Source organism: Flavobacterium sp. CSZ (assembly GCF_015350725.1).
In the GTDB taxonomy this organism is placed as follows: Bacteria; Bacteroidota; Bacteroidia; order Flavobacteriales; family Flavobacteriaceae; genus Flavobacterium.
Window position 1 is genome coordinate 64500 of sequence record NZ_JADKPQ010000009.1, and the last position, 22852, is coordinate 87351.

Consider the following 22852-nt stretch of genomic DNA (forward strand, 5'->3'; position numbering starts at 1 on the left):
TACTTAAATTCAGTCCTTCAGTGCTAAAGCACCTACTATGACCTCTGATGACTGCTTATAGCAATTGTTATCCACAGTTCTGTAAAAAAACTATGTCTATAAGACCTCCCCAGGTAAGAACAACAACTTTCCTCTCATCTGCCTGCTATATTTAACATGATGTTTTTGTGCAGTTTAGGGCTTCAGCTTGTGTTGCAACCTTATCCAACATTTCTGGCCTTATATAAAGTTTCTCTTCGTCAGGCCAAGAGTTTGCCTACTGCTTCCTTTAGATTCCACTCACGCGATGGACACCCTTGCATTCAGATAACACTTCCCACTGTAAAGGCGTGCTTGGGACTTACACCCTAGAGTTATCACCCATGCTGGGCGCACAATAAAAAAAGGCGTTAGAATTAACTAACGCCTTTTATATTATTATGTTTTTAACTAATTATTTTTCGATCTCTCGCATAGAATCCATTTTTTTATGCGCAAGGAAACCTGCTACATCTTCAAAATGTTCTTTGACACGTTTGTTTCCAAACTCAAAAACTTTAGTAGCTAATCCGTCAAGGAAATCACGGTCGTGAGAAACCAAAATCAAAGTACCGTCAAAGTCACGTAAAGCATCTTTAATGATATCCTTAGTTTTCATATCTAAGTGATTCGAAGGCTCATCCAGAATCAATAAGTTAACAGGTTCTAACAATAATTTGATCATTGCCAAACGTGTTTTTTCTCCTCCTGAAAGTACTTTTACTTTCTTGGTAATATCATCTCCCTGAAACATAAAAGCTCCAAGAATATTTTTTATTTGTGTACGAACATCTCCAACGGCAATATTATCGATGGTTTCAAAAATCGTAGCATTTTCATCTAATAAAGAAGCCTGGTTTTGGGCAAAATATCCAATTTGAGAATTGTGTCCAATTTCTACACTTCCTTCATCGATACCAATTTCTTTCATGATCGCTTTGATCATAGTCGATTTTCCTTCACCATTTTTACCTACAAAGGCTACTTTTTCACCTCTTTCGATCACAATATTAGCATCTTTAAAAACCACATGATCTCCGTATGATTTAGAAAGTTCTTTTACTACAACCGGATATTGTCCTGAACGTGCTGCAGGTGGGAATTTTAATTTCAAAGCTGAGTTATCTACTTCATCAACTTGTACAATTACCAATTTTTCAAGCATTTTAACACGAGACTGAACCGCATCTGTTTTAGAAAAAGTTCCTTTAAAACGATCAATAAAAGCTCTGTTATCAGCAATCATTTTTTGTTGCTCATCGTACGCTTTTTGTTGGTGTACACGACGATCTTTTCTTAATTCTAAGTAATGAGAATACTTCGCTTTATAATCGTAGATTCTTCCCATTGTAACTTCGATAGTACGATTGGTAATATTATCCACAAACGCTCTATCGTGCGAAATTACTACAACCGCCTTTGCTGAATTGATCAGGAATTCTTCTAACCATTGAATACTTTCGATATCCATGTGATTGGTTGGCTCATCCAGTAAAATCAAATCCGGCTTTTGCAATAAGATTTTAGCCAACTCAATACGCATTCTCCATCCTCCTGAAAATTCAGAAGTCTGACGTGTAAAATCTTCGCGCTCAAAACCTAAACCAACTAATATTTTTTCAACTTCTGCTTCGTAATTTATTTCTTCGATGGCATAAAATTTTTCACTTAAGTCAGAAACTCTTTCGATCAATTTCATGTAAGCATCACTTTCGTAATCGGTACGAACTGTTAATTGTTCATTGATTTCATCGATTTCAGCTTTCATTTTAAAAATTTCACCAAAAGCTTTTGATGCTTCTTCCATTACAGTCGAACCATCTTTGGTTAATAAATGCTGAGGCAAATAAGCCACAACAGCATCTTTTGGAGTAGAAATACTTCCCGTAGAAGGTTTGCTCTGACCTGCAATTATTTTTAAAAGTGTCGATTTTCCCGCACCATTTTTACCCATAAGGGCAATTTTATCATTTTCATTTATAGCAAAAGAAACATCGCTAAATAATGTAGTTCCACCAAACTGAACCGAAATGTCGTTAACTGTAATCATTTAGATTTTTAGATTTTTAGACTGCTTAGATTTTTAGACTTCTTAGCAAGTGTTTTTTTGAAAGCGCAAAGATAGATTTTAATTAGAATGTGCCAATGAGATAATTAGATAATTTCTTAATTAGAAAATTTGCCAATTTGAGAATGTGCCCATTAGAAAAATCTTAAAATGAAAAATATCATAATGACATATTTTTTACCACACTCAACAAATTATCTAATTGACACATTGACTAATTTTCTAATTAAAAAAATGTTCCCAAATGTTTCCAGAAACGGGGTTTTATTTTGAACTTGTATTCATACATTTGAAATACAGAAAACAGGTAAAAGATGAAAATTTTAATAATAGAGGATGAAGCTGGTTTACGTGAAGTGATACAACAATCACTTGAAAAAGAGAAATATATTGTAGAAACTGCATATGATTATATTTCAGGGCTAGACAAATTGGGCGCTTATGATTATGATTGCATTTTAATTGATATCATGCTCCCAAACGGAAACGGACTGGATTTACTGCAAGAATTAAAACGACAAAAAAAGCAAAGTGCCGTGATTATTATTTCGGCAAAAGATGCTGTCGATGATAAAGTAAAAGGACTCGATCTGGGTGCAGATGATTATTTGAGTAAACCTTTTCATTTATCTGAATTGCATGCCAGAATCAAATCCGCCATACGCAGGAACAATCATAATGGAGATAATCTGATTGTCTGGAAAAACGTAACGCTTTCTCCGGAACAAAGAACGGTTTCTATAGATAGTAAAGAGCTAATTTTAAATAGAAAGGAATTTGATTTGCTCTACTATTTCATCATTAACCCAAACCGACTTATAAATAAAACCGCTATTGCGGAATATGTTTGGGGCGACCATACCGATCAGGCAGACAATTTAGATTTTGTATATTCGCAGATTAAAAATTTACGAAAAAAACTAAAAGACAGTGATGCCGAAGTTGATATTCAGGCGGTTTATGGTATTGGATATAAAATGAATTAATGAAATTACAAAATTATACTCTTCGCTATCTGGCCATAACATTATTGCTTGTAATCCCAATTTGGGCAGGGATTTTTTATGTGCTGATTTTAGATGAAGTATATGACAATATTGATGATGATTTAAAGAACTCCAAAATCATGATCATTCGTCATGCTTTTGCCAATAAGGAATTATTGAACTCTCCTGAATTCGGAATCAATAAATTTACCATAAAACCACTTCCTAAAGGGGAATATTCTAATAAAGAGGAATTTTCGACCTCAAAAGAATTTATGGAATATGATAACGACAATGAACCCATTCGAACTTTAAAAACTGTTTTTAATGATGATAAAGGAAATCCTTATGAATTGACCATAAAAGCCTCGATTGTTGAAGAAGATGAGTTACTCGAAGATTTATTTCTGGCCTTAATAGGTTTATATGTTATGCTTGTTATTAGCATTCTGGCCGTTAACCATTTATTATTACAGAAAATCTGGAAATCTTTTTACACCATTTTAGAAAATCTGAAAGAAATAAAACTAGGAACCGGAAGCCAACTAAAAGCAATCGATTCTCCTATTGACGAATTTAATATTCTGGAAAAAGAAGTCGAGAAAATGCTCAATCGTAATGAATCGATTTATTCGAGCCAAAAACAATTTATCGAAAATGCTTCTCACGAATTGCAAACGCCTTTGGCCATTAGCATCAACAAACTCGAATTGTTTGCAGAAAATAGTGTTCTTGCCGATGAGCAATTAATGGAAATAGGAAAAATTACCGATACCTTAAGCCGATTAACGAGATTGAACAAATCTTTGCTGATGTTGTCGAAAATCGAAAACCAACAATTTTCTGAAGAGGAAGATGTTAATTTCAATAAACTTATTTTAGTACTAACAGAAGACTATTTTGATCTGGCCGATTTTAAAGAAGTAAAAATTACGGTAACCCAAAATGATACTTTATATTTTAAAATGAATAAAGGTCTGGCGATTGCTTTGATTAGTAATTTATTAAAGAATGCTTTAATACACAATCATCATAACGGTTTTGTGAATTTCATCATCAATAAAAACAACATCACAATCTCGAATAGCGGCAATAATTTTCCTTTAAACTCAGACCTTATCTTTAATAGATTCTACCGTCATACTACGACAAACGAATCTACCGGTTTAGGTTTATCGATCGTGAAATCTATTATCAATAATTATTCTATTACGATCGAATATCTATTTACCAATATTCACCAATTCAAAATTATTTTTCCAAAAAAATAGTATTTTTCTTATTTTCCTAATTGTTTCCAAATTCAGGTTATACACTTGTATCAGAATTAAAACATACAATTATGAAAACGAAATTAAATCTGGCTGCATGCCTAGTTGTAGGATTAACATTTGGACTTTCTGCAAATGCACAAAAATCAGTGATTACAAAAGCTGCTTTACCTGCAAATGCACAAACTTTTTTAAAGACTCATTTTACAGGACAGGAACCAACTTCTATAATTGAGGATAAAGAAACATTCTCTAAAGATTACAAAGTAAGATTTGCCAACAACATTGAGGTAGAATTTGACGGAAAAGGAAATTGGGAAGAAATCGATGGTAATCACCAAACAATTCCCGCTACTGTAATTCCTAAAAATATTGCGGCTTACATAAAAACAAATTTTCCCAATACCACAGTTACTAAAATCGACAAAGGAACCTGGGGCTACGAAGTAGATTTAAGCAATGGCATAGAACTGGAATTTAACTCAAAAGGGAATTTTTTAAGAATCGATAATTAAACAACATCAAATTAAATAATACAATCATGAAAAAAATATTTTTAACCGGCTTTATCGCTTTATCACTTTTATTTACCACTACATCATGCGATAGTGACGATGATAATAACGAATCTGTAATTAATGTTAGCGATTTACCAAAAGCTGCAGATACATTTGTTACGACTTATTTCCCTAACACGACTTATGTTACTATAACAAAGCAAAATATTGCTGATATAGACGGATCTATTTATGATGTTAAACTAAGCAATAATTTCGAAATTGATTTTGATGCCAATGGAAACTGGATCGATATAGACGGGAATCATCAGGCAGTTCCTGTTGCTCTGATTCCGGAGAAAATACAAACGTATGTAACAACAAATTACCCTAATCAGTTTGTGACTTCTATTGATAACGAAAAAACAACTGTCGAAGTTGAACTTTCTAATGATTTAGATTTAATTTTTGATCTTCAGGGAAATTTCCTTCGAATTGATCAATAAGAATCATACATAATACTAAAAAAAGCTCCGAAATTAAAGTCGGAGCTTTTCTGGTTTAAGCTATTTCCTCTTTTAAATTCAAATCTATATTCTTACATCTTTAAAAATTTAGCCTTATCTTGTATAACAATTAAAATCAGCAAATTATGAGAACGAAATTAAACTTGATAGCCTGCCTAATTGCAGGATTAATATTTGGCCTTTCTGCAAATGCACAAAAAACCGTTATTAAAAAAGAAGCTTTACCGGCAAATGCTCAAACTTTTTTAAAAACTCACTACGGATCAAAAAAGCCCAGCTATATACTAGAGGACAAAGAATTACTTTCTACAGAATACAAAGTTCAGTTTAACAATAAAACCGAAATCGAATTTGATAAAAAAGGAAACTGGAGAGAAGTAGACGGTAATGGGGATAAAATTCCTTCGTCTATTATCCCGAAAAAAATCGCTTCGTATGTAAAAACAAACTTTCGCAAAGAGAAAATAACCAAAATTGAAATAGGAACTTTTGGCTACGAAACGAAACTCACCAACGGTTTAGAATTAAAATTCAACTTAAAAGGAGATTTTACTAAAATCGATAAATAGTATTTAACTAAAATCTTACATTAATTTTTTGCCACAGATTATAGGATTATCACTGATTATTTCTCTAAAAAAAGTATAGCGTTTTCAAAAAAATCTTTTTTAATTTTATAATCTGTGGCAAAAAATGCAAAAACAAAACCCGACAAGTTCTACAACTCATCGGGTTTACTATTATTATCTCATTATCAAATTGACTAATTATCTAATTAAAATCAGTCTTTTCTCCATTTTTTAGTTTCCTCAAAAATATGCTCTAAGATGGCAGATTCTGTTTCGTCGAAATCTATATTTCGTCTTCCCATCACTAATTTGGCAGTTTCAAATGCTTTTTTGGTTACATAAGTAGTAAATCCGGCAGCTCCACCCCAGGAAAAACTCGGTACAAAATTGCGAGGAAAACCACTTCCGAAAATATTGGCACTTACTCCTACTACAGTTCCGGTATTAAACATCGTGTTGATTCCGCATTTACTATGATCTCCCATCATCAAACCACAAAACTGAAGTCCGGTTTTGGCAAAACCTTCGGTTTCGTAACTCCATAATTTTACTTCTTCATAGTTATTTTTCAGGTTCGAATTATTACTATCAGCTCCAATATTACACCATTCGCCTAAAACAGAATCTCCTAAAAATCCGTCGTGCCCTTTGTTTGAATTGGCAAAAAGAATCGAATTTTTAACTTCTCCCCCTATTCTTGATCCCGGACCAACTGTTGTTGCACCGTACACTTTGGCGTTTAGTTTTACCTGTGCATTTTCGCATAAAGCAAAAGGACCACGAATTACGGTTCCTTCCATAATTTCGGCATTCTTACCTATATATATAGGTCCTGTTGAAGCATTCAGCGTAACAAACTCTAGTTTTGCTCCTTCTTCGATAAAAACATTCTCAGGCGCTATAACATTTACGCTTTTTGGGATGGGCTGCGATCTTCTTTCTTCGGTTAGGTAAATAAAATCTTCACGAATCGCCGCGTCGTTTTTAGAGAAAATATCCCATGTATGTTCTACAGTCAGAGCATCTCCGTTATATTGGATGATTTCGTATGAATCAAAATCTACTTCTTCCTGATTTTCTGTAGTAAAAAAAGCGATAACATCCTCCCCTTTAAAGATGGCTTGATTTTCTTTTAAATCAGAAACCAGTTCTGCAAGGGTATCATTTGGTAAATATGCCGCATTGATCATCACATTTTCTTCCATTTCCACCATTGGGAATTTGGTTGATAAGTAATCTTCGGTAATCGTTGTTATGGTCGAACCTAAACGCGCTTCCCATTTTTGGCGAATCGTCATGATTCCGATTAGTATGTCAGCAACAGGTCTTGTAAAAGTAAAAGGTAGTAAAGCATTCCGGACGGGACCGTCAAAAAGAATGTAATTCATAAATATAAAATTTGTACTTGTTAAAATCTTGATTTGGTTATCGAGATCAAAGTTACAAATATTTTATTGGTTTCATAAAACCGATTGAAATCGCATATTGAAATTTTACCACAGAGTACACAAAGTTTTTTTTCAGCAGAATTTTGTAAAAACACAAAGAACACCAAGCTTTGCGAACTTGTTTTAATAAAACTTCACTAAAATCTTTGTAAACTTTCAGAAACCTTTGTGAGCTCTGTGGTTAAAAATCGATGTTATTAAAGCAAAAATAATCCCATAAAAAAAGCCTTCCGGATTGGAAGGCTTTTGTATAAGTAAAAACAGTTATTAGTTTTTAACGTGTTTTGCATATTTAGTTTTGAATTTATCAATACGTCCTGCAGTATCGATAAGTTTAGATTTACCAGTATAAAAAGGGTGAGATGTTCTAGAAATCTCCATTTTTACAACTGGATACTCAACTCCGTCAACTTCAATTGTTTCTTTTGTATCTGCAGTAGATTTAGTGATAAAAACTTCGTCATTTGACATGTCTTTAAATGCAACTAATCTGTAATTTTCTGGGTGAATTCCTTTTTTCATCTTTTCTTTTTATTTTATTGTTTAGAGCATTTCTATTTTGAAGCTTTTTCATGGTTAGAAAAAGGTGTAAACAAAGGATACTCTTTTTTTGTTTAAAACTTTTAATTATTTCAGTTTGCAAATTTACAATTCTTTTTTAATCTACAAATGTTTATCCCACTTTTTTTTAGTTAAATTCAAAAAGCTTTTTTATCTCTCATATATTGGGAATTGCTATATTTGTGGATTAATTAAACTAATAATTATATGGATAAAAATATATCTCCTGCCAAGTCGGGAACTATGTACGGTCTTTTGTTCGGTGTTATAATGGTTTTAGAGTTTGTCATTATGTATGTAATTGGCATGAAATCATTAGTAAACTCAAGTGTTGGAGTAATTGTAAATATAGCCAACTATTTAGTTCTGCCTCTTATATTTATATACTTAGGTTGCAATCATTATAAGAAGGATATCAACAATGGATTCATATCTTTTTCTGAATGTTTAAAAACAGGAGTTTCAATTACTGTTATTGCAGGTCTGGTATATGCCGTATTTAGTGTGATTTTTAATCTGATATTTCCTGAATTCATAAACGAAATGTTAGAAATTTCTAAAGAAGGAATGATAACTCAGAATCCTAATATATCGTCAAAAGAATTAGAAATGGGACTTAGCATGGTTAAAAAATTCATGAACCCATTAATTGTTCTTCCAGTAACACTTGTCATGTATTCATTAATTGGATTAATTTATTCTTTAATTATTGGAGCAATAGTAAAGAATGACAAACCTTAAGTCTATAATAAAATATAAATGAATCTATCTATACTTATACCGCTTCTTAACGAAGAGGAATCACTAAAAGAACTCTATTCGTGGATTATTAAAGTGATGCAATCTAACAATTACTCTTATGAAATCATTTTTGTAGATGATGGAAGTACGGATGATTCTTGGAATATTATCGAAAGTTTTTCTAACGAAAACCCTAACGTAAAGGGAATTCGTTTCATGAAGAACTTTGGAAAATCACAGGCCCTTCATGCTGGTTTTGCAAAAGCGCAAGGAGACGTTATTATTACTATGGATGCCGATTTGCAGGATAGCCCGGATGAGATTCCAGGATTATACGAAATGATCACGGCTCAAAAATTTGATTTGGTTTCGGGCTGGAAAAAGAAACGTTACGACTCTGTAGTGGCAAAAAACCTTCCGTCTAAACTTTTTAACTGGGCAGCCAGAAAAACTTCAGGGGTTGAATTGAATGATTTCAACTGCGGATTAAAAGCCTACAAAAATACGGTGGTAAAAAACATTGAAGTTTCGGGCGAGATGCACCGATACATTCCTGTTTTGGCCAAAAATGCCGGTTTTAATAAAATTGGCGAAAAAGTGGTGATTCACCAGGCACGTAAATATGGCGAAACCAAATTTGGAATGGAACGTTTTATAAACGGTTTCCTTGATTTAATCACAATTTGGTTCTTGTCAAGATTCGGAAAAAGACCAATGCACTTATTTGGAGCAATGGGTTCTCTGATGTTTATTATCGGATTTTTACTGGCGGGTTATATTGGCGTTTCGAAATTGTACCATATGTATAACGGAATGAAATATAGCTTAATCACCAGTAATCCATGGTTTTTTATTGCTTTAACCACTATGATTTTAGGAACTCAGTTATTCCTGGCTGGTTTTCTTGGTGAAATTATCCTGAGAACTAAAAACAATGAAGCACGTTATAAAGTTGCCCGAGAGGTTAATTTTTAACGTAAAGTCCTAGCCCTGATAGAAGGGAAAATCCTTTTTTATTGTTTTTTCTACAATAAAAAAGATTAGAATGATAGCAGGATTAGCTCCTGAAAATTATTACTATTTTAAATTAAAATTATAAAAATATACGAATGATGAATATAGCACCTAATATATTGAATGCTGTAAACGAATGGTTAACACCTACATTTGACAACGATACACAAGCTGCGGTTAAGGAATTAATGACTACCTCACCAAAGGAACTTGAGGAAAGTTTTTATAAAAACCTTGAATTTGGAACTGGCGGAATGCGCGGTGTTATGGGCGTTGGAAACAACAGAATTAACAAATATACCCTTGGAAAAAATACTCAGGGATTATCTGATTATTTACACCAGGTTTTCCCAAACCAGCCTTTAAAAGTTGTTATTGCTTATGACTGTCGTCATAACAGTAATACGCTGGCTAAAGTTGTGGCTGACGTTTTCTCAGCAAACGGAATTCATGTTTACTTATTCTCTGATTTAAGACCAACTCCTGAATTGTCTTTTGCTCTTAAATATTTAGGCTGCCAATGCGGAATCGTACTTACGGCTTCTCATAATCCGCCAGAATACAACGGATACAAAGTTTATTGGGAAGATGGCGGACAAATTGTTCCTCCGCAAGATGCTGCCATTATCAATGTAATCGAAAATTTAAGCTACGATAAGATTAAATTTAACGCAAACGAAAGTCTTATTGAATATATCGATACTGAAATTGACAAGGCTTTTGTAAAATCATCTATCGAAAACGCAAGTTTTAATACTCCGGCTAAAGCCAAAGATAATCTACATATTGTTTTTACTTCGTTGCACGGAACTTCTATAAAATCTATTCCTGATACTTTATCGCAAGCGGGTTATACAAATGTGCATATTGTTCCTGAACAGGCAGAGCCAAACGGTGATTTCCCAACGGTTAAATCTCCAAATCCTGAAGAGCCCGAAGCTTTGACTATGGCTTTGGCATTGGCAGATAAAACCAATTCTGATATTGTTGTAGGAACTGATCCTGATTGCGACCGTCTTGGTGTTGCCGTTAGAAACAACGAAGGCAAAATGATTTTGCTTAACGGTAATCAGACGATGATTTTGATGACTTCTTTCTTATTGAAACAATGGAAAAAAGCAGGCAAAATCAATGGTAAACAATTTGTAGGCTCTACAATTGTTTCTACTCCGATGATGATGGAATTAGCCACAAGTTATGGCGTAGAATGCAAAGTTGGTTTGACTGGTTTTAAATGGATTGCCAAAATGATCAAAGATTTCCCGGAACTCGAATTTATTGGAGGTGGTGAAGAAAGCTTTGGTTTTATGGTGGGTGACGCCGTAAGAGACAAAGACGCTGTTGCAGCTACATTATTAATATGCGAAGTGGCAGCTCAGGCAAAAGCAGCAGGAAGCAGCGTTTATAAAGAGCTTTTACAGCTTTATGTTGAAAATGGTTTTTATAAAGAATACTTGGTTTCTTTGACCAAAAAAGGAATAGAAGGTTTGGAGGAAATTAATCAGATGATGATTAATTTACGTCAAAATCCTTTGAAAGAAATCAGCGGACAAAGAGTAATTATGGTGGAAGATTATCAATCATCGATTGCTTTGAATTTATTGACTGGTGAGGAATCTACAATGGATATTCCGAAATCTAACGTATTGATTTATTATACTGAAGATGGTTCTAAAATTTGTGCAAGACCAAGCGGAACTGAGCCTAAAATTAAATTCTACATTAGTGTTAATGCAGAATTAGATTCGGTTGCCAATTTTGATGCTGCAGAAAGTTTCTTAGACCAAAAAATACAAAATATCATTGCAGGAATGCAATTGAAATAATAACATTACCGAAATAGCAATCAGATTGATTATCCAACTAAAAGTTGAAATTGCATAACGATAAAAATCAAAATGCTCTATTTCAATAAATTATAATTGTGCAGACAATGTCTGCACAATTTCAGCTACAATTCTAAGTAAATTATTATAGAATTATTACTGAAAAACTCGAAAGAGTAATTGCTAAAGCAGAAAAAAACATATATAAATAAATGAGTAACATAAAAAAAATAATTCCTTTTATATATCCGTATAAAAAATATGCATTCTTAAACATTTTTTTCAATGTTTTGTATGCGCTTTTTAGCACGCTTTCGTTTGTTGCTTTAATACCAATGCTTCAGGTGTTATTCGATAAAAACAAACAAATTACGGAAAAACCGGTATATCATGGAATTTTAAAAATTCAGGATTACGGTCAGGATTATTTAAGCTATTACATTACCACCACAAAAGGTACGCATGAATCCGGGTATGTCTTATCGATAATGGTCGCGATTATTATTTCGATCTTTTTGCTTAAAAACTTAGCCGATTATGCCGCTATGTTTTTTATCACTTTTTTACGAAATGGTGTTTTAAGAGATATGCGAAATGCAATGTACAAGAAAACACTGGAGCTGCCTTTGGCTTTTTATTCTGAAAAAAGAAAAGGAGATGTTATCTCAAGAATTTCAGCTGACGTAAATGAGGTTCAAAACTCATTTCTGGCTATTCTGGAACTTATCGTAAAAGAACCTCTGACGATTATTTTCACCATAACTACAATGCTGATTATTAGTCCCAAACTAACGCTTTTTGTTTTTATTTTTATTCCTGTTTCTGGTTATATTATTTCATTAATTGGAAAACAGCTAAAAAAACAATCTACTAAAGCACAACAGGAACAAGGTACTTTTTTATCGACTATAGAAGAAACTATTGGAGGCCTGAAGGTGGTAAAAGGATATAATTCTGAAAATTATTTCAACACCGTTTTTCAAAATTCCACAGAACGTTTTTTCAACTTATCAAATAGTATTGGTAATCGCCAGAACTTAGCCTCTCCTGCAAGTGAATTTATGGGAATCACTGTAATTGCGATCTTATTATGGTACGGAGGACAAATGGTTTTAATCGACAAAAGCTTAGATGGCGCTGCTTTTATCGCTTATATGGGATTAGCATATAATATCTTAACTCCGGCAAAAGCGATTTCTAAAGCTTCTTATGGAGTAAAAAGAGGAAATGCAGCAGCAGAACGTGTTCTTGAAATTTTAGATCAGGAAAACCCAATTACATCTAAACCTGATGCTATTGTAAAAACATCTTTTGATGATAGTATTGAGGTTAAAAATATCAATTTTAAATATCAGGACGAAACGGTTCTAAAAGACTTTTCGCTTAGTATTAAAAAAGGACAAACTGTAGCCCTTGTTGGGCAATCCGGAAGTGGAAAAAGTACTATTGCCAACCTAATGACCCGTTTTTATGATGTAAATGACGGTACGATTTCTATAGACGGAATCAACATAAAGGACATGAACTTACAATCGCTTCGTGGTTTAATGGGATTGGTTACGCAAGACAGTATTTTGTTTAATGATACTATAAAAGCGAATATCTCATTAGGAAAATTAGACGCTACAGATGACGAAATTATCGAAGCTCTAAAAATTGCTAATGCTTTTGAATTTGTAAATGAATTGCCTTTAGGAATTTACACTAACATTGGAGACAGTGGAAACAAGCTTTCAGGAGGACAAAAACAACGTTTATCAATTGCCCGTGCGGTATTGAAAAACCCTCCTATTATGATTCTGGATGAAGCAACATCGGCTTTGGATACTGAGAGCGAAAAATTTGTTCAGGTAGCTTTGGAGAACATGATGCAAAACAGAACTTCGATTGTAATTGCGCACCGCCTTTCGACCATTCAAAAAGCGGATCTTATAGTTGTAATGCAAAAAGGAAAAATCGTTGAGCAAGGAACTCACGACGAATTGATTGCACACAACGGAACTTATAACAAACTAGTTACGATGCAGTCTTTTGAATCGTAAAATAAAAGAATCAACTTTTAGCCACAGATTACACAGATTAACACGGATTATTTTTCTACTAAAGAATTAAAATCATATATTTATTTGTATAATCTGTGGCTTTTTTTTTAGAATAAATCTTAAAACTCAAAAAATGTATCTCAACAATCCAAACATAACACTTCCTGATGATCCGGATACCATTGTTTGGAAATACTTAGACTTATCTAAATTTCTTGATTTATTATTGTCGAAGAAATTATTCATGTCCCGATCTGATAAATTTGAAGATCAGTACGAAGGTACTTTTAGCGAGCCTACTTTTGAGGAGATCAAAAAACTTGCCGTTGACAATCCAGAATTCTTAAGTTATTACAAGACACATCGCGAAAAAGTAGCCATTAGCAGCTGGCACATTAACGAATACGAATCGTTTGCCATGTGGCAGATTTTTACTCAAAACAGCGAAGGATTAGCCATTCAGTCTACTATTGGCAGATTACAAAAAGCAGTAAGACCTGAAAATAATTTTGACCAGTATATTGGCGAGGTCAATTACATCGACTATAAAAAAGAATACATTCCGTTTGATGATTTATTCTTCCCGTTTCTATTTAAAAGAAAAAGTTTCCAGTACGAGCGTGAAGTCCGCATTCTTACCGACACTTCAAAAAGTGAGATCAAACTAAATGACGGTTTAAAAATAAACGTTGATCTTAAACAATTAATTGAAAAGATATACATTCATCCAAAATCTGAAAACTGGTATAAAAAGCTGGTTATTGAGCTCGTAGAACGCTTAGGATTTGGTTTCGAGATCGAAAAATCTGATCTGGAAAGCGATATTTTGATTTAGATTTTTTTTTAAGCGGCTAAGATTTTAAGACGCTAAGTTGCTAAGTTTTTTTTGCCACCGATTACACATATTAAAATGATTTATATTCTAGTCGCAACGGATTGTGTTGATTACAACGAAATTCATTTTTTTTTTAAATCGCTAAGCTAAACTGGACTGAAGTCCAGCTCTACAATATTGGCCGAGCCTAACGGCTCTTTTTTATCGTAAAAAGAAAAAGCCCTTTAAAAATTAAATTACTTATTTTTTAAAGGGCCTTTTCTTTTATTTTAAAATCTTAGCAACTTAGAATCTTAGTAGCTTAGAAACTTTAAATAGGTTTATAACTCTTAACCTCCCATTTTTTAGATCCTAAATCAATGTAGTTATAATGCAAAACGTCGTTTTTATCGAATTGTCCGTTTTGGTTGGTATCTTCTATTGTTCTAAAGTATAAACGGCTTTTAGATTCTACTAAACTCCAATCTATTAATTCCTGAAAATCTTCGGAAATCTTTGTGAAGTTTTCTCCACTAATACTGCTTAGATATAATGTTTTAATATCTCCTGAATCAATTTTACCGTCTTTATTGGTATCAGAATCCGCCAGAGTATATACCATAATCTGGTTTTGGGTTCTATCTGCAACTGACTTTAAATATGTAGCCGTCAAGATCAAAGCCGGTTTATCTGTTAAAGGACGGATAGAATCTGAATCTACTTTTTGAAATTTTAAATTCTGTAAATATCCCGTAATTTCATATTCGCCTAAATTCGAAATTGTAAAGCTCACATCGTTTACACTCGAAGATCCATATCGGGATTTAGTTCCTTTTTCGAAAACGCGTAAATCGCCAACAGGATGAATTAAATAACTCGTTCCTTCCATCTGAATAGGCAAATCGGCTATTTCAATCTGTGTAGAATCTGTTTTGGATACCACATTTGATTTGTTGGCTGCATCATAAATCACTTTCGGTTTCTGAACTTCGTCTTTACAACTCACTAATGTTCCGACGATTGCCAAGGCTATATAGGTTAAAGATTTTTTCATGTATGCTAATTATATTAGGATATCAAATATAGTATTTTTGATTGTATTATTTCGTTTTATTGAATTTTACTAAGGTAAAGATGTTGAGAACTACGATTCCCAGATAAGCTAGAAAAAGATACCAATACTTTTTATACAGCGCCAAAACATATTGAAATTGCTTTTCTTTCCGTTCTTTTAAGATAAACTCTTTATTAGCTTCCCAATAACCACATGTAATGGGAGTTATTTCTCGTAAATTTTTATCAACCTTCGGCTTCGGCAATATTAAAACAAAAAAATCATTGTTATATTGTTGGTAAGTAGGCATTTGTTCAATTGCTAAAATATCTAAAATTCTAACATAAACTTCATAAGCCATTTTATTTCCCAAATGAATCTGAACACCATTTATAGTATCATTTTCACGATTCATCTTCCTTAAAACAGCCTGAAGATTTTTTAAGCCTTTAGATTCTAAAATTTCAGAACTATTAAAATTAAAAACCTGATAATTTCTTTTAATAGATTCCAAATTTGACTTGGCAAGGGACTTTTCAGAAAAATAGACATCAATATATCCCTCGCTCTTAAAGACATCTTTTCTACACCAAGAATACAAACATAACAACGGAATAAAAACCAAAGATATTATTCCTGGCACGTAAAAAATCTTTTTTCTCTTTTCACGTTTGCCTGTCATAACCGCGCATTGAGCTTAATATTAAAAACTCTCGAAGTCATATAATTCGGAATAGCGTATTGATTTTTAGAATACACATCACGAACCCATGTATTGGTTATTGCGTTTTGATTATTAAAAAGATTAAAAATCTCTAATCCCAGAGATAATTCCTTAAAGTTTTTCAACCATTTTGCTTTTGCCACTTTAGTACTATTATCTACAAAAACTTTAGCAAAACCAACGTCTACCCTACGATAATCGTTCAATCGGTTTTGATACAAATAAGGATCAGAATAGGCCGGAGCCCCACCAGGCAAACCTGTATTATAAACCAGATTAAGATATAATTTTACACTTGGGATATTTGGCATATAATCCTGAAACAACATGGCAAACTTCAAACGCTGATCTGTTGGCCTGGCGATATATCCTTTGTTTTCGTAATTTTCTTCAGTTCTTAAATAACCAAAACTAATCCAGGATTCAGTTCCCGGAACAAATTCTCCGTTCAGCCTAAAATCAAGACCTTGCGCATAGGCAGTTGCGTTATTATTGGCGATATAACGAATTCTCACATTATCGATCGAATATACATTGACATCTGAAAGTGATTTATAATAAAATTCCGTCACCCATTTAAAAGGGCGGTTCCACATTTTAAAATTATAATCATTACTCAAAACAATATGTACCGATTCCTGAGCTTTTACGTTTGGATTCACAACGCCATCCAGATCTCGAAGTTCTCTATAGAAAGGCGGCTGATGATATAATCCTCCCGAAAGCCTGAAAACCATATCCATATCCCAGTCGGGTTTTATGGCAAACTGAGCACGCGGACTGAACACAATTTGATTTTTTCCTTCAACGACAGCACCTGAAACATCCCAACTCTGGAAACGTGCACCTACATTATACCAAATCTGATTAGATCCCAGTTCTGATTTTTTATTGTATTGGGCATAACCCGAAAACCTGTTGATGGTATTAAAATTTGTAGCACGAACATCCTGATATGGCAAAAGAGGTCCTGTATAAGGTTGGTAGGGCTGATTGTTTTTAGGCAAAATAACAATTGGAGGATTAATAGAAAATCCAGCTGAATCAATCATTTCCCATTCTACAATTCTGTCACGAATCGATTCTCTGGTATATTTTAGACCAAACTCTAATTGACTGTCGTTTTTCCATTCTTTAAAACCTTTAATTTCTACATTTGCGATCAAAGCATCAAGATCGTTTCTGGCGTGATTAAGTTGCGAACCAATTCCGCGTGTAAAATCAACCTGAGTTGGTCCTTCCTCCGCTACATTCCCTAATCGATATTGTGCCAAAATATCAAAATGCTCCTCCTCTATAGTATGAAACAGTGAGCCTATAAATTTTAAAGTTAAACTTGACGAAACTTTATAAGTTGTTTTTAAAGCACCAAAATAAGTATCATACTGATCGCGTTCTCTTCCTTCATAATACACCGCCAGCGACATGGGCTGATCGATTGTTCCAAATTTTGTTTCGCGTGTTAATGGCTGATACAAATATTTATTCTGAGAAATATTTCCCAAAAAACTCACCTGCCATTTATCAGAAATATCATAATTTATATTGGTCTGGATATCGGCAAAAGTAGGTGTATAATTGGTTTGTGTATCCTGGCTATTGACCAGTAAACTATTATTTCGATAACGAACACCCGTTACCGCCGACCATTTTTTATTTTTAGAAACGGCATCAACAGAAATACTTCCGCCCAATAAACTGGCTTCTAATGAAGCACCAAACTGAGTTGGTTTTCTATAGGTAATATCCAAAACCGAAGATAATTTATCTCCAAATTTGGCCTGAAATCCTCCAGCCGAAAAATCAACATTCTGAACTAAATCGGTATTGGTAAAACTCAATCCTTCTTGTTGTCCGGAACGAATTAAAAACGGACGATAGACTTCAACTTCGTTTACATACACTAAGTTTTCGTCGTAATTACCACCACGAACTGCATATTGTGTACTGAGTTCATTGTTTGAATTTACGCCAGGCAATGTTTTTAGAATATTTTCAATTCCTGCGTTTGCGCCTGGAATTTTCTTAATGGTAGCGGCATCAATTGTTGCAATTCCCTGAACTCGCTTTTTATTTCTGGAAGAAACAAAAACTTCTCCCATTTGCTCCTCTGAACTACTCATAACGGGATTAAAAACAAAAACTTCATTTGGTTTTAAACTCACTGTAAGGCTCATCATTTTTAAAGAAATATGAGTAAAAATCAGTGACAACTTTTTATTTGAAGGCACACTGATTTCAAAAAAACCATTGGCATCAGATTGCTTCGTAATACCTAAAGAGGCAATATTTACATCTGGAACAGGACGGTTATGATCATCTAAAATAACACCTTTGACACGAGCATTTTGAGCAAACGAAAAACACGTAATGCATAAAAAAAGAAAAACGAATAGTAGCTTATTATGGTTCAATCGCTTTGGTTTTATTTTTGTTGACTTCTAAAAAAACGAGTTTCAAAGATAGCAGAATTACCCACATTATCAATGACTTCTATTTTTAAATCGTTTTCTCCTTCCAGCAACAATTCATCATCAAAAGTATGCGTAATTCTTCTGGCCTTATTTTCATATTCAAATAAAACCCATTTTCCGTTCAGATATCCATTATATGATTTTATACCAGATGAGGAATCGCTAATTGTAAAATCGATTTTTTTCTGGTCACTGATCCATTTTCCTTCAACAGGTTTTGCAAGTTTAATAACCGGAGCAATTGTATCGAGAACCAAACCGTATTGACCAAGTATTTTAGCTTTGGCAGTAAAAACGTCTCCTTTTCTAAATGTTCCGTTATAACTGGTACCTTTCCCGATATACAATTTCTCACGCAAAGATTCAGGATAAGTACTGTCCTTAATAGTAATGGTAAAGTTTGAATGTACCGGAACTGTATCATCATGAATATAAACTTTGTTATTCCTTACATCAAAATTCATATTAAAATCTTCGTAGAAAGTTCCTGCCGGAAAGAAAACCGACATATTATCTTTCTCGAAATTGGAGTCCTTGTTATATCTGACAAAATATTTTGATGTAACAGGTTCTGCCTGCACGGGCGGTGTTGCAGTATCATACTCAATTGGAACTGTAATTGAATTGTGATTTCCGAAATAATCAGAAACTTCAATTCTATAAGTCGAAGCCAGATTGGGTTGAGCCGAAATTATACCGCGTTCTGAATCTGTTTTAATAATACTTAATGCAAAAGGCGTTTTCATAAAAAGTTTCTGAATACGCTGACTTGTCTTTTTATATCTTGAATAATCAATAAAAGCATTGATATAACGCATTTCGTCAAACGAATAGGTATTAAACTGATAATTATAATTTTGATTTCCGTTTAAAAAAGTGGAAACATTAAAAACTCCATTTTTGTTATGAGAAACATCATCATTATCAACCGCGTTAATTCCAAAACCAATTTTTCCGTTTGTTTTAATTTTTCCTGCCAGATACGTTCCGTCTTTTTGAAGGGTCATATTCACCAACAGCGGTTGTTTGGACTGATTAACCGTTGCATTATCTAAAGGATAAACATATAAACTGGACAGCGTTGGTTTTTTGGTGTCCTTAATATTTTGATCAAATCCAAAAAACATCGGATTAATCACAAATTCTGTTTTGCTATCGCGAATTTCAAAATGCAAATGTGGACCTTCAGAAGAACCTGTATTTCCGGAAAGCGCAATTATTTGCCCTTTTGTAACAGGTAATTCAAAAGGTTTGGGAAACACTTCTATTTCATATGCTTTTTCTTTATAATGCGTTTTTTTTACATATTCCTGAATTTCACCAACAGGAGTTTGTAAATGCCCGTAAACTGAAGTATACCCATTTGGATGTGTTATATAAATACATTTTCCGTTTCCGAACGTCGAAATTTTTATTCTTGAAACGTATCCTTCAGCAATTGCGTGCACACTTAATCCTTCTCTTTGATTGGTTTTTAAATCGAACCCTGCATGAAAATGATTGGGCCTTAGCTCCCCAAAATTACCGGAAAGCTGCATCGGGATATCAAGTGGCGGGCGGAAATCGTTCTTTGGATATTGCGTTTGAGCAAAAATAAAAGGGCAAAAAAACAAGGCAAGTAGTGAGAATTTCATAAGCAACATTTTTGCTAAGATAAAAAATTAAGAGGCCAAAACCGAGTAAAAAGCTACAAAAATACAATTGATTGAATTTCATTTAATTGGTTATTTTTAATGTAAAAAAATCGATAAAAAATTGCATTAATAAAAAGGAATACTAACTTTGTATGATTAAGTAATGAATAGGATTTACAATGAGTGTAATTGCAGAAATAATTGATACTCTTGAATATAAAGTCGAAAAGCTTTTTGAGAAGTCAAAAGCCTTAGAAAAAAATAATCAGGTATTACGATTAGAACTAGCCAAAGCTGCGCAAATTATCCAGAAACAATCTGAAGAAATGGAGGCTTTGAAAAAGCAATATGATACACTTAAAATAGCCAATTCGTTGCTCGGCAGCGACAATAACAAGAGAGAGACAAAGCTTAAAATAAATTCATTAATTCGCGAAATTGATTACTGTATAGCACAACTATCAGACTAGAAAGACATGGACGGAAAGCTAAGAATTAAAATATCAATTGCAGACAGAGTTTACCCGCTAACGGTAGAACCTACTCAGGAAGAAGGACTTAGAAGTGCTTCAAAAAAAATTGATGCTATGATCAAGCAATTCGAAGAAAGTTACGCGGTTCGTGACAAACAAGATGTTCTGGCGATGTGTGCCTTGCAATTTGCATCACAAGTAGAACAAAAACAAATTGATAACGCAATCGATGGCGAAGAAACCATCGAAAGAATTAAAAGATTAAATTCGCTATTAGATCAATATCTCGAAAATTAAACGTTCTTTACAGAAACTAAGATACTGCCTACATTAGTTCACAATTGGTAAACTCAACACTAACAAATTAAAGTGAGTGAATCTTCGCTACTATAGTATGCCATGCTTCGGCAAGGAAACTTGAACAGTGAGTTAGCTCAAAACTTGTCTTTACGAGTTTATTCAAGCAATTAATGTAGGCTTTTTTTATATATAAATTTTAACAAACATGGACATAATAACGATCATTATTTCAGGTATTATAGGGATTGCGGCAGGTTTTGCAATCGCTAAAATTATCGAAAAAAGCAATATTTCTAATCTAATCAAGAACGCAAAAAAAGAAGCTTCTTCAATTTTAAAAGATGCTAATTTAGAAGCCGAAAACATTAAAAAAGATAAAATTCTTCAGGCAAAAGAAAAATTCATTGAATTGAAATCTGAGCACGAGCAAGTAATTTTAGCCAGAGATAAAAAAGTAGCCGAAGTAGAAAAAAGAGTTCGCGATAAAGAATCTCAAATTTCTAACGAACTTTCTAAAGCCAAAAAAGTTAACGACGATTTTGAAGCTAAAACAAACGAGTACAATAACAAAATTGAAGTTTTAGACAAAAAACAAGCTGAAGTTGACAAATTACACAAAAGTCAATTGCAGCAACTTGAAGTTATTTCAGGACTTTCTGCAGAAGAAGCAAAAGAACAATTGGTTGAAGGTTTAAAAGCTGAAGCCAAAAGCAAAGCAATGTCTCATATTCAGGACACAATTGAAGAGGCAAAACTTACAGCGCAACAAGAAGCTAAGAAAATTATCATCAACACTATTCAAAGAGTTGGAACTGAAGAAGCAGTTGAGAATTGCGTATCTGTTTTCAACATTGAATCTGACGATGTAAAAGGTAGAATTATTGGTCGTGAAGGACGTAACATTAGAGCGCTTGAAGCTGCAACCGGAGTAGAAATCATTGTTGATGATACACCGGAAGCAATTATTCTTTCTTGCTTTGATCCAGTTCGTAGAGAAATTGCGCGTTTGTCATTGCACAAATTGGTAACTGACGGACGTATTCACCCGGCAAGAATTGAAGAAGTTGTCGCTAAAACAGCCAAACAAATCGATGACGAAATTATCGAAGTTGGTAAACGTACGGTTATTGACTTAGGAATTCACGGTTTACACCCTGAATTAATAAAAGTAGTAGGTAGAATGAAATACCGTTCTTCTTACGGACAAAACTTATTGCAACACTCGAGAGAGGTTTCTAAACTTTGTGGTATCATGGCAGCCGAATTAGGCCTGAATGTAAAACTGGCAAAAAGAGCAGGTTTACTACACGATATTGGTAAAGTGCCGGATACTGAAAGTGATTTACCTCACGCATTATTAGGTATGCAATGGGCGGAGAAATATGGTGAAAAAGAAGAAGTTTGTAACGCTATTGGAGCTCACCACGACGAGATCGAAATGAAATCATTACTTTCTCCTATCGTTCAGGTTTGTGATGCTATTTCAGGAGCAAGACCAGGGGCAAGACGTCAGGTTTTAGATTCATACATTCAGCGTCTGAAAGACCTTGAAGAAGTGGCTTACGGTTTTAGCGGTGTAAAAAATGCATACGCAATTCAGGCTGGTAGAGAACTTCGCGTAATTGTAGAAAGCGAAAAAGTTTCTGATGATAATGCAGCCAACTTATCTTTCGAAATTTCACAAAAAATCCAAACCGAAATGACTTATCCGGGTCAGGTAAAAGTGACAGTAATTAGAGAAACAAGAGCAGTGAATATTGCGAAGTAATCTCTAAACACTATAAAATAATAAAGGCTATCTTCTACAGATA

At 33.6% G+C, this 22852-nt stretch carries 20 protein-coding genes; 13 read left to right on the forward strand and 7 right to left on the reverse strand.

The window, feature by feature from the left end:
* Positions 1-433: 433 nt before the first annotated feature.
* On the reverse strand, positions 434-2068 hold the full coding sequence (locus IRZ78_RS12050; protein ID WP_194616783.1) for an ABC-F family ATP-binding cassette domain-containing protein: 1635 nt from the start codon (positions 2066-2068) through the stop codon (positions 434-436).
* Positions 2069-2400: 332 nt separating this feature from the next.
* Between IRZ78_RS12050 and IRZ78_RS12055 the strand changes: the two genes are divergently transcribed.
* From IRZ78_RS12055 to IRZ78_RS12075, 5 genes are all read left to right on the forward strand, one after another.
* Complete coding sequence (locus IRZ78_RS12055) at positions 2401-3072, forward strand: response regulator transcription factor (protein ID WP_194616784.1); 672 nt, start codon at positions 2401-2403, stop codon at positions 3070-3072.
* Complete coding sequence (locus tag IRZ78_RS12060; RefSeq protein ID WP_194616785.1) at positions 3072-4343, forward strand: HAMP domain-containing sensor histidine kinase; 1272 nt, start codon at positions 3072-3074, stop codon at positions 4341-4343. Before IRZ78_RS12055 ends, IRZ78_RS12060 begins: the two co-directional genes overlap by 1 nt.
* A gap of 71 nt (positions 4344-4414) precedes the next feature.
* Positions 4415-4858, forward strand: coding sequence for a PepSY-like domain-containing protein (locus tag IRZ78_RS12065; protein ID WP_194616786.1), 444 nt, complete (start codon positions 4415-4417; stop codon positions 4856-4858).
* A gap of 26 nt (positions 4859-4884) precedes the next feature.
* Positions 4885-5346, forward strand: a complete 462-nt coding sequence (locus IRZ78_RS12070; protein WP_194616787.1) for a PepSY-like domain-containing protein — start codon at positions 4885-4887, stop codon at positions 5344-5346.
* Between the two features lie 146 nt (positions 5347-5492).
* Complete coding sequence (locus tag IRZ78_RS12075) at positions 5493-5936, forward strand: PepSY-like domain-containing protein (protein ID WP_194616788.1); 444 nt, start codon at positions 5493-5495, stop codon at positions 5934-5936.
* 212 nt (positions 5937-6148) lie between these two features.
* On the opposite strand, the gene IRZ78_RS12080 is transcribed toward IRZ78_RS12075, so the two are convergent.
* Both IRZ78_RS12080 and IRZ78_RS12085 read right to left on the reverse strand, forming a co-directional pair.
* Positions 6149-7324: a GlmU family protein gene (locus IRZ78_RS12080; protein ID WP_194616789.1), complete on the reverse strand. Its 1176-nt coding sequence runs from the start codon at positions 7322-7324 to the stop codon at positions 6149-6151.
* 327 nt (positions 7325-7651) lie between these two features.
* Complete coding sequence (locus IRZ78_RS12085; RefSeq protein ID WP_029272307.1) at positions 7652-7906, reverse strand: type B 50S ribosomal protein L31; 255 nt, start codon at positions 7904-7906, stop codon at positions 7652-7654.
* A gap of 246 nt (positions 7907-8152) precedes the next feature.
* On the opposite strand from IRZ78_RS12085, the gene IRZ78_RS12090 reads away from it, so the two are divergent.
* From IRZ78_RS12090 to IRZ78_RS12110, 5 genes are all read left to right on the forward strand, one after another.
* Positions 8153-8686 carry a DUF4199 domain-containing protein gene (locus tag IRZ78_RS12090; RefSeq protein WP_194616790.1) on the forward strand — a complete coding sequence of 178 codons (534 nt, stop codon included), beginning with the start codon at positions 8153-8155 and terminating at the stop codon, positions 8684-8686.
* 18 nt (positions 8687-8704) lie between these two features.
* Positions 8705-9661 (forward strand): glycosyltransferase family 2 protein, encoded by a 957-nt coding sequence (locus tag IRZ78_RS12095; RefSeq protein ID WP_194616791.1) that lies wholly within the window; start codon positions 8705-8707, stop codon positions 9659-9661.
* 137 nt (positions 9662-9798) lie between these two features.
* Positions 9799-11526, forward strand: coding sequence for a phospho-sugar mutase (locus tag IRZ78_RS12100; RefSeq protein ID WP_194616925.1), 1728 nt, complete (start codon positions 9799-9801; stop codon positions 11524-11526).
* 212 nt (positions 11527-11738) lie between these two features.
* Positions 11739-13568: an ABC transporter ATP-binding protein gene (locus tag IRZ78_RS12105; RefSeq protein WP_194616792.1), complete on the forward strand. Its 1830-nt coding sequence runs from the start codon at positions 11739-11741 to the stop codon at positions 13566-13568.
* Positions 13569-13701: 133 nt separating this feature from the next.
* Complete coding sequence (locus IRZ78_RS12110) at positions 13702-14403, forward strand: hypothetical protein (protein ID WP_194616793.1); 702 nt, start codon at positions 13702-13704, stop codon at positions 14401-14403.
* Between the two features lie 310 nt (positions 14404-14713).
* Here IRZ78_RS12110 and IRZ78_RS12115 read toward each other — a convergent pair whose 3' ends face one another.
* Genes IRZ78_RS12115 through IRZ78_RS12130 form a run of 4 tightly spaced genes read right to left on the reverse strand, consistent with a single transcriptional unit; the run spans position 14714 to position 20268 of the window.
* Positions 14714-15436 carry a hypothetical protein gene (locus IRZ78_RS12115; RefSeq protein ID WP_194616794.1) on the reverse strand — a complete coding sequence of 241 codons (723 nt, stop codon included), beginning with the start codon at positions 15434-15436 and terminating at the stop codon, positions 14714-14716.
* Between the two features lie 46 nt (positions 15437-15482).
* A complete protein-coding gene (locus tag IRZ78_RS12120) occupies positions 15483-16118 on the reverse strand; it encodes a hypothetical protein (RefSeq protein WP_194616795.1) in 636 nt (211 codons plus the stop codon).
* Positions 16115-18574, reverse strand: a complete 2460-nt coding sequence (locus tag IRZ78_RS12125; protein ID WP_194616796.1) for a carboxypeptidase-like regulatory domain-containing protein — start codon at positions 18572-18574, stop codon at positions 16115-16117. Before IRZ78_RS12125 ends, IRZ78_RS12120 begins: the two co-directional genes overlap by 4 nt.
* Positions 18575-18585: 11 nt before the next feature.
* Complete coding sequence (locus tag IRZ78_RS12130; RefSeq protein ID WP_194616797.1) at positions 18586-20268, reverse strand: M23 family metallopeptidase; 1683 nt, start codon at positions 20266-20268, stop codon at positions 18586-18588.
* A 179-nt stretch (positions 20269-20447) separates the two neighbouring features.
* Between IRZ78_RS12130 and IRZ78_RS12135 the strand changes: the two genes are divergently transcribed.
* From IRZ78_RS12135 to rny, 3 genes are all read left to right on the forward strand, one after another.
* Positions 20448-20738: a hypothetical protein gene (locus IRZ78_RS12135; protein ID WP_065451073.1), complete on the forward strand. Its 291-nt coding sequence runs from the start codon at positions 20448-20450 to the stop codon at positions 20736-20738.
* 6 nt (positions 20739-20744) lie between these two features.
* Positions 20745-21038, forward strand: coding sequence for a cell division protein ZapA (locus tag IRZ78_RS12140; RefSeq protein WP_041516860.1), 294 nt, complete (start codon positions 20745-20747; stop codon positions 21036-21038).
* Positions 21039-21246: 208 nt separating this feature from the next.
* Positions 21247-22809: a ribonuclease Y gene (gene rny, locus IRZ78_RS12145; protein WP_055091880.1), complete on the forward strand. Its 1563-nt coding sequence runs from the start codon at positions 21247-21249 to the stop codon at positions 22807-22809.
* Positions 22810-22852: the final 43 nt, after the last annotated feature.

What these genes read in the sequence shown, in the direction of transcription:
- IRZ78_RS12050 (WP_194616783.1), bottom strand. Translation starts at nt 2,068, where the DNA reads ATGATTACAGTTAACGACATTTCGGTTCAGTTTGGTGGAACTACATTA.
- IRZ78_RS12055 (WP_194616784.1), top strand. Translation starts at nt 2,401, where the DNA reads ATGAAAATTTTAATAATAGAGGATGAAGCTGGTTTACGTGAAGTGATA.
- IRZ78_RS12060 (WP_194616785.1), top strand. Translation starts at nt 3,072, where the DNA reads ATGAAATTACAAAATTATACTCTTCGCTATCTGGCCATAACATTATTG.
- IRZ78_RS12065 (WP_194616786.1), top strand. Translation starts at nt 4,415, where the DNA reads ATGAAAACGAAATTAAATCTGGCTGCATGCCTAGTTGTAGGATTAACA.
- IRZ78_RS12070 (WP_194616787.1), top strand. Translation starts at nt 4,885, where the DNA reads ATGAAAAAAATATTTTTAACCGGCTTTATCGCTTTATCACTTTTATTT.
- IRZ78_RS12075 (WP_194616788.1), top strand. Translation starts at nt 5,493, where the DNA reads ATGAGAACGAAATTAAACTTGATAGCCTGCCTAATTGCAGGATTAATA.
- IRZ78_RS12080 (WP_194616789.1), bottom strand. Translation starts at nt 7,324, where the DNA reads ATGAATTACATTCTTTTTGACGGTCCCGTCCGGAATGCTTTACTACCT.
- IRZ78_RS12085 (WP_029272307.1), bottom strand. Translation starts at nt 7,906, where the DNA reads ATGAAAAAAGGAATTCACCCAGAAAATTACAGATTAGTTGCATTTAAA.
- IRZ78_RS12090 (WP_194616790.1), top strand. Translation starts at nt 8,153, where the DNA reads ATGGATAAAAATATATCTCCTGCCAAGTCGGGAACTATGTACGGTCTT.
- IRZ78_RS12095 (WP_194616791.1), top strand. Translation starts at nt 8,705, where the DNA reads ATGAATCTATCTATACTTATACCGCTTCTTAACGAAGAGGAATCACTA.
- IRZ78_RS12100 (WP_194616925.1), top strand. Translation starts at nt 9,799, where the DNA reads ATGAATATAGCACCTAATATATTGAATGCTGTAAACGAATGGTTAACA.
- IRZ78_RS12105 (WP_194616792.1), top strand. Translation starts at nt 11,739, where the DNA reads ATGAGTAACATAAAAAAAATAATTCCTTTTATATATCCGTATAAAAAA.
- IRZ78_RS12110 (WP_194616793.1), top strand. Translation starts at nt 13,702, where the DNA reads ATGTATCTCAACAATCCAAACATAACACTTCCTGATGATCCGGATACC.
- IRZ78_RS12115 (WP_194616794.1), bottom strand. Translation starts at nt 15,436, where the DNA reads ATGAAAAAATCTTTAACCTATATAGCCTTGGCAATCGTCGGAACATTA.
- IRZ78_RS12120 (WP_194616795.1), bottom strand. Translation starts at nt 16,118, where the DNA reads ATGACAGGCAAACGTGAAAAGAGAAAAAAGATTTTTTACGTGCCAGGA.
- IRZ78_RS12130 (WP_194616797.1), bottom strand. Translation starts at nt 20,268, where the DNA reads ATGAAATTCTCACTACTTGCCTTGTTTTTTTGCCCTTTTATTTTTGCT.
- IRZ78_RS12135 (WP_065451073.1), top strand. Translation starts at nt 20,448, where the DNA reads ATGAGTGTAATTGCAGAAATAATTGATACTCTTGAATATAAAGTCGAA.
- IRZ78_RS12140 (WP_041516860.1), top strand. Translation starts at nt 20,745, where the DNA reads ATGGACGGAAAGCTAAGAATTAAAATATCAATTGCAGACAGAGTTTAC.
- rny (WP_055091880.1), top strand. Translation starts at nt 21,247, where the DNA reads ATGGACATAATAACGATCATTATTTCAGGTATTATAGGGATTGCGGCA.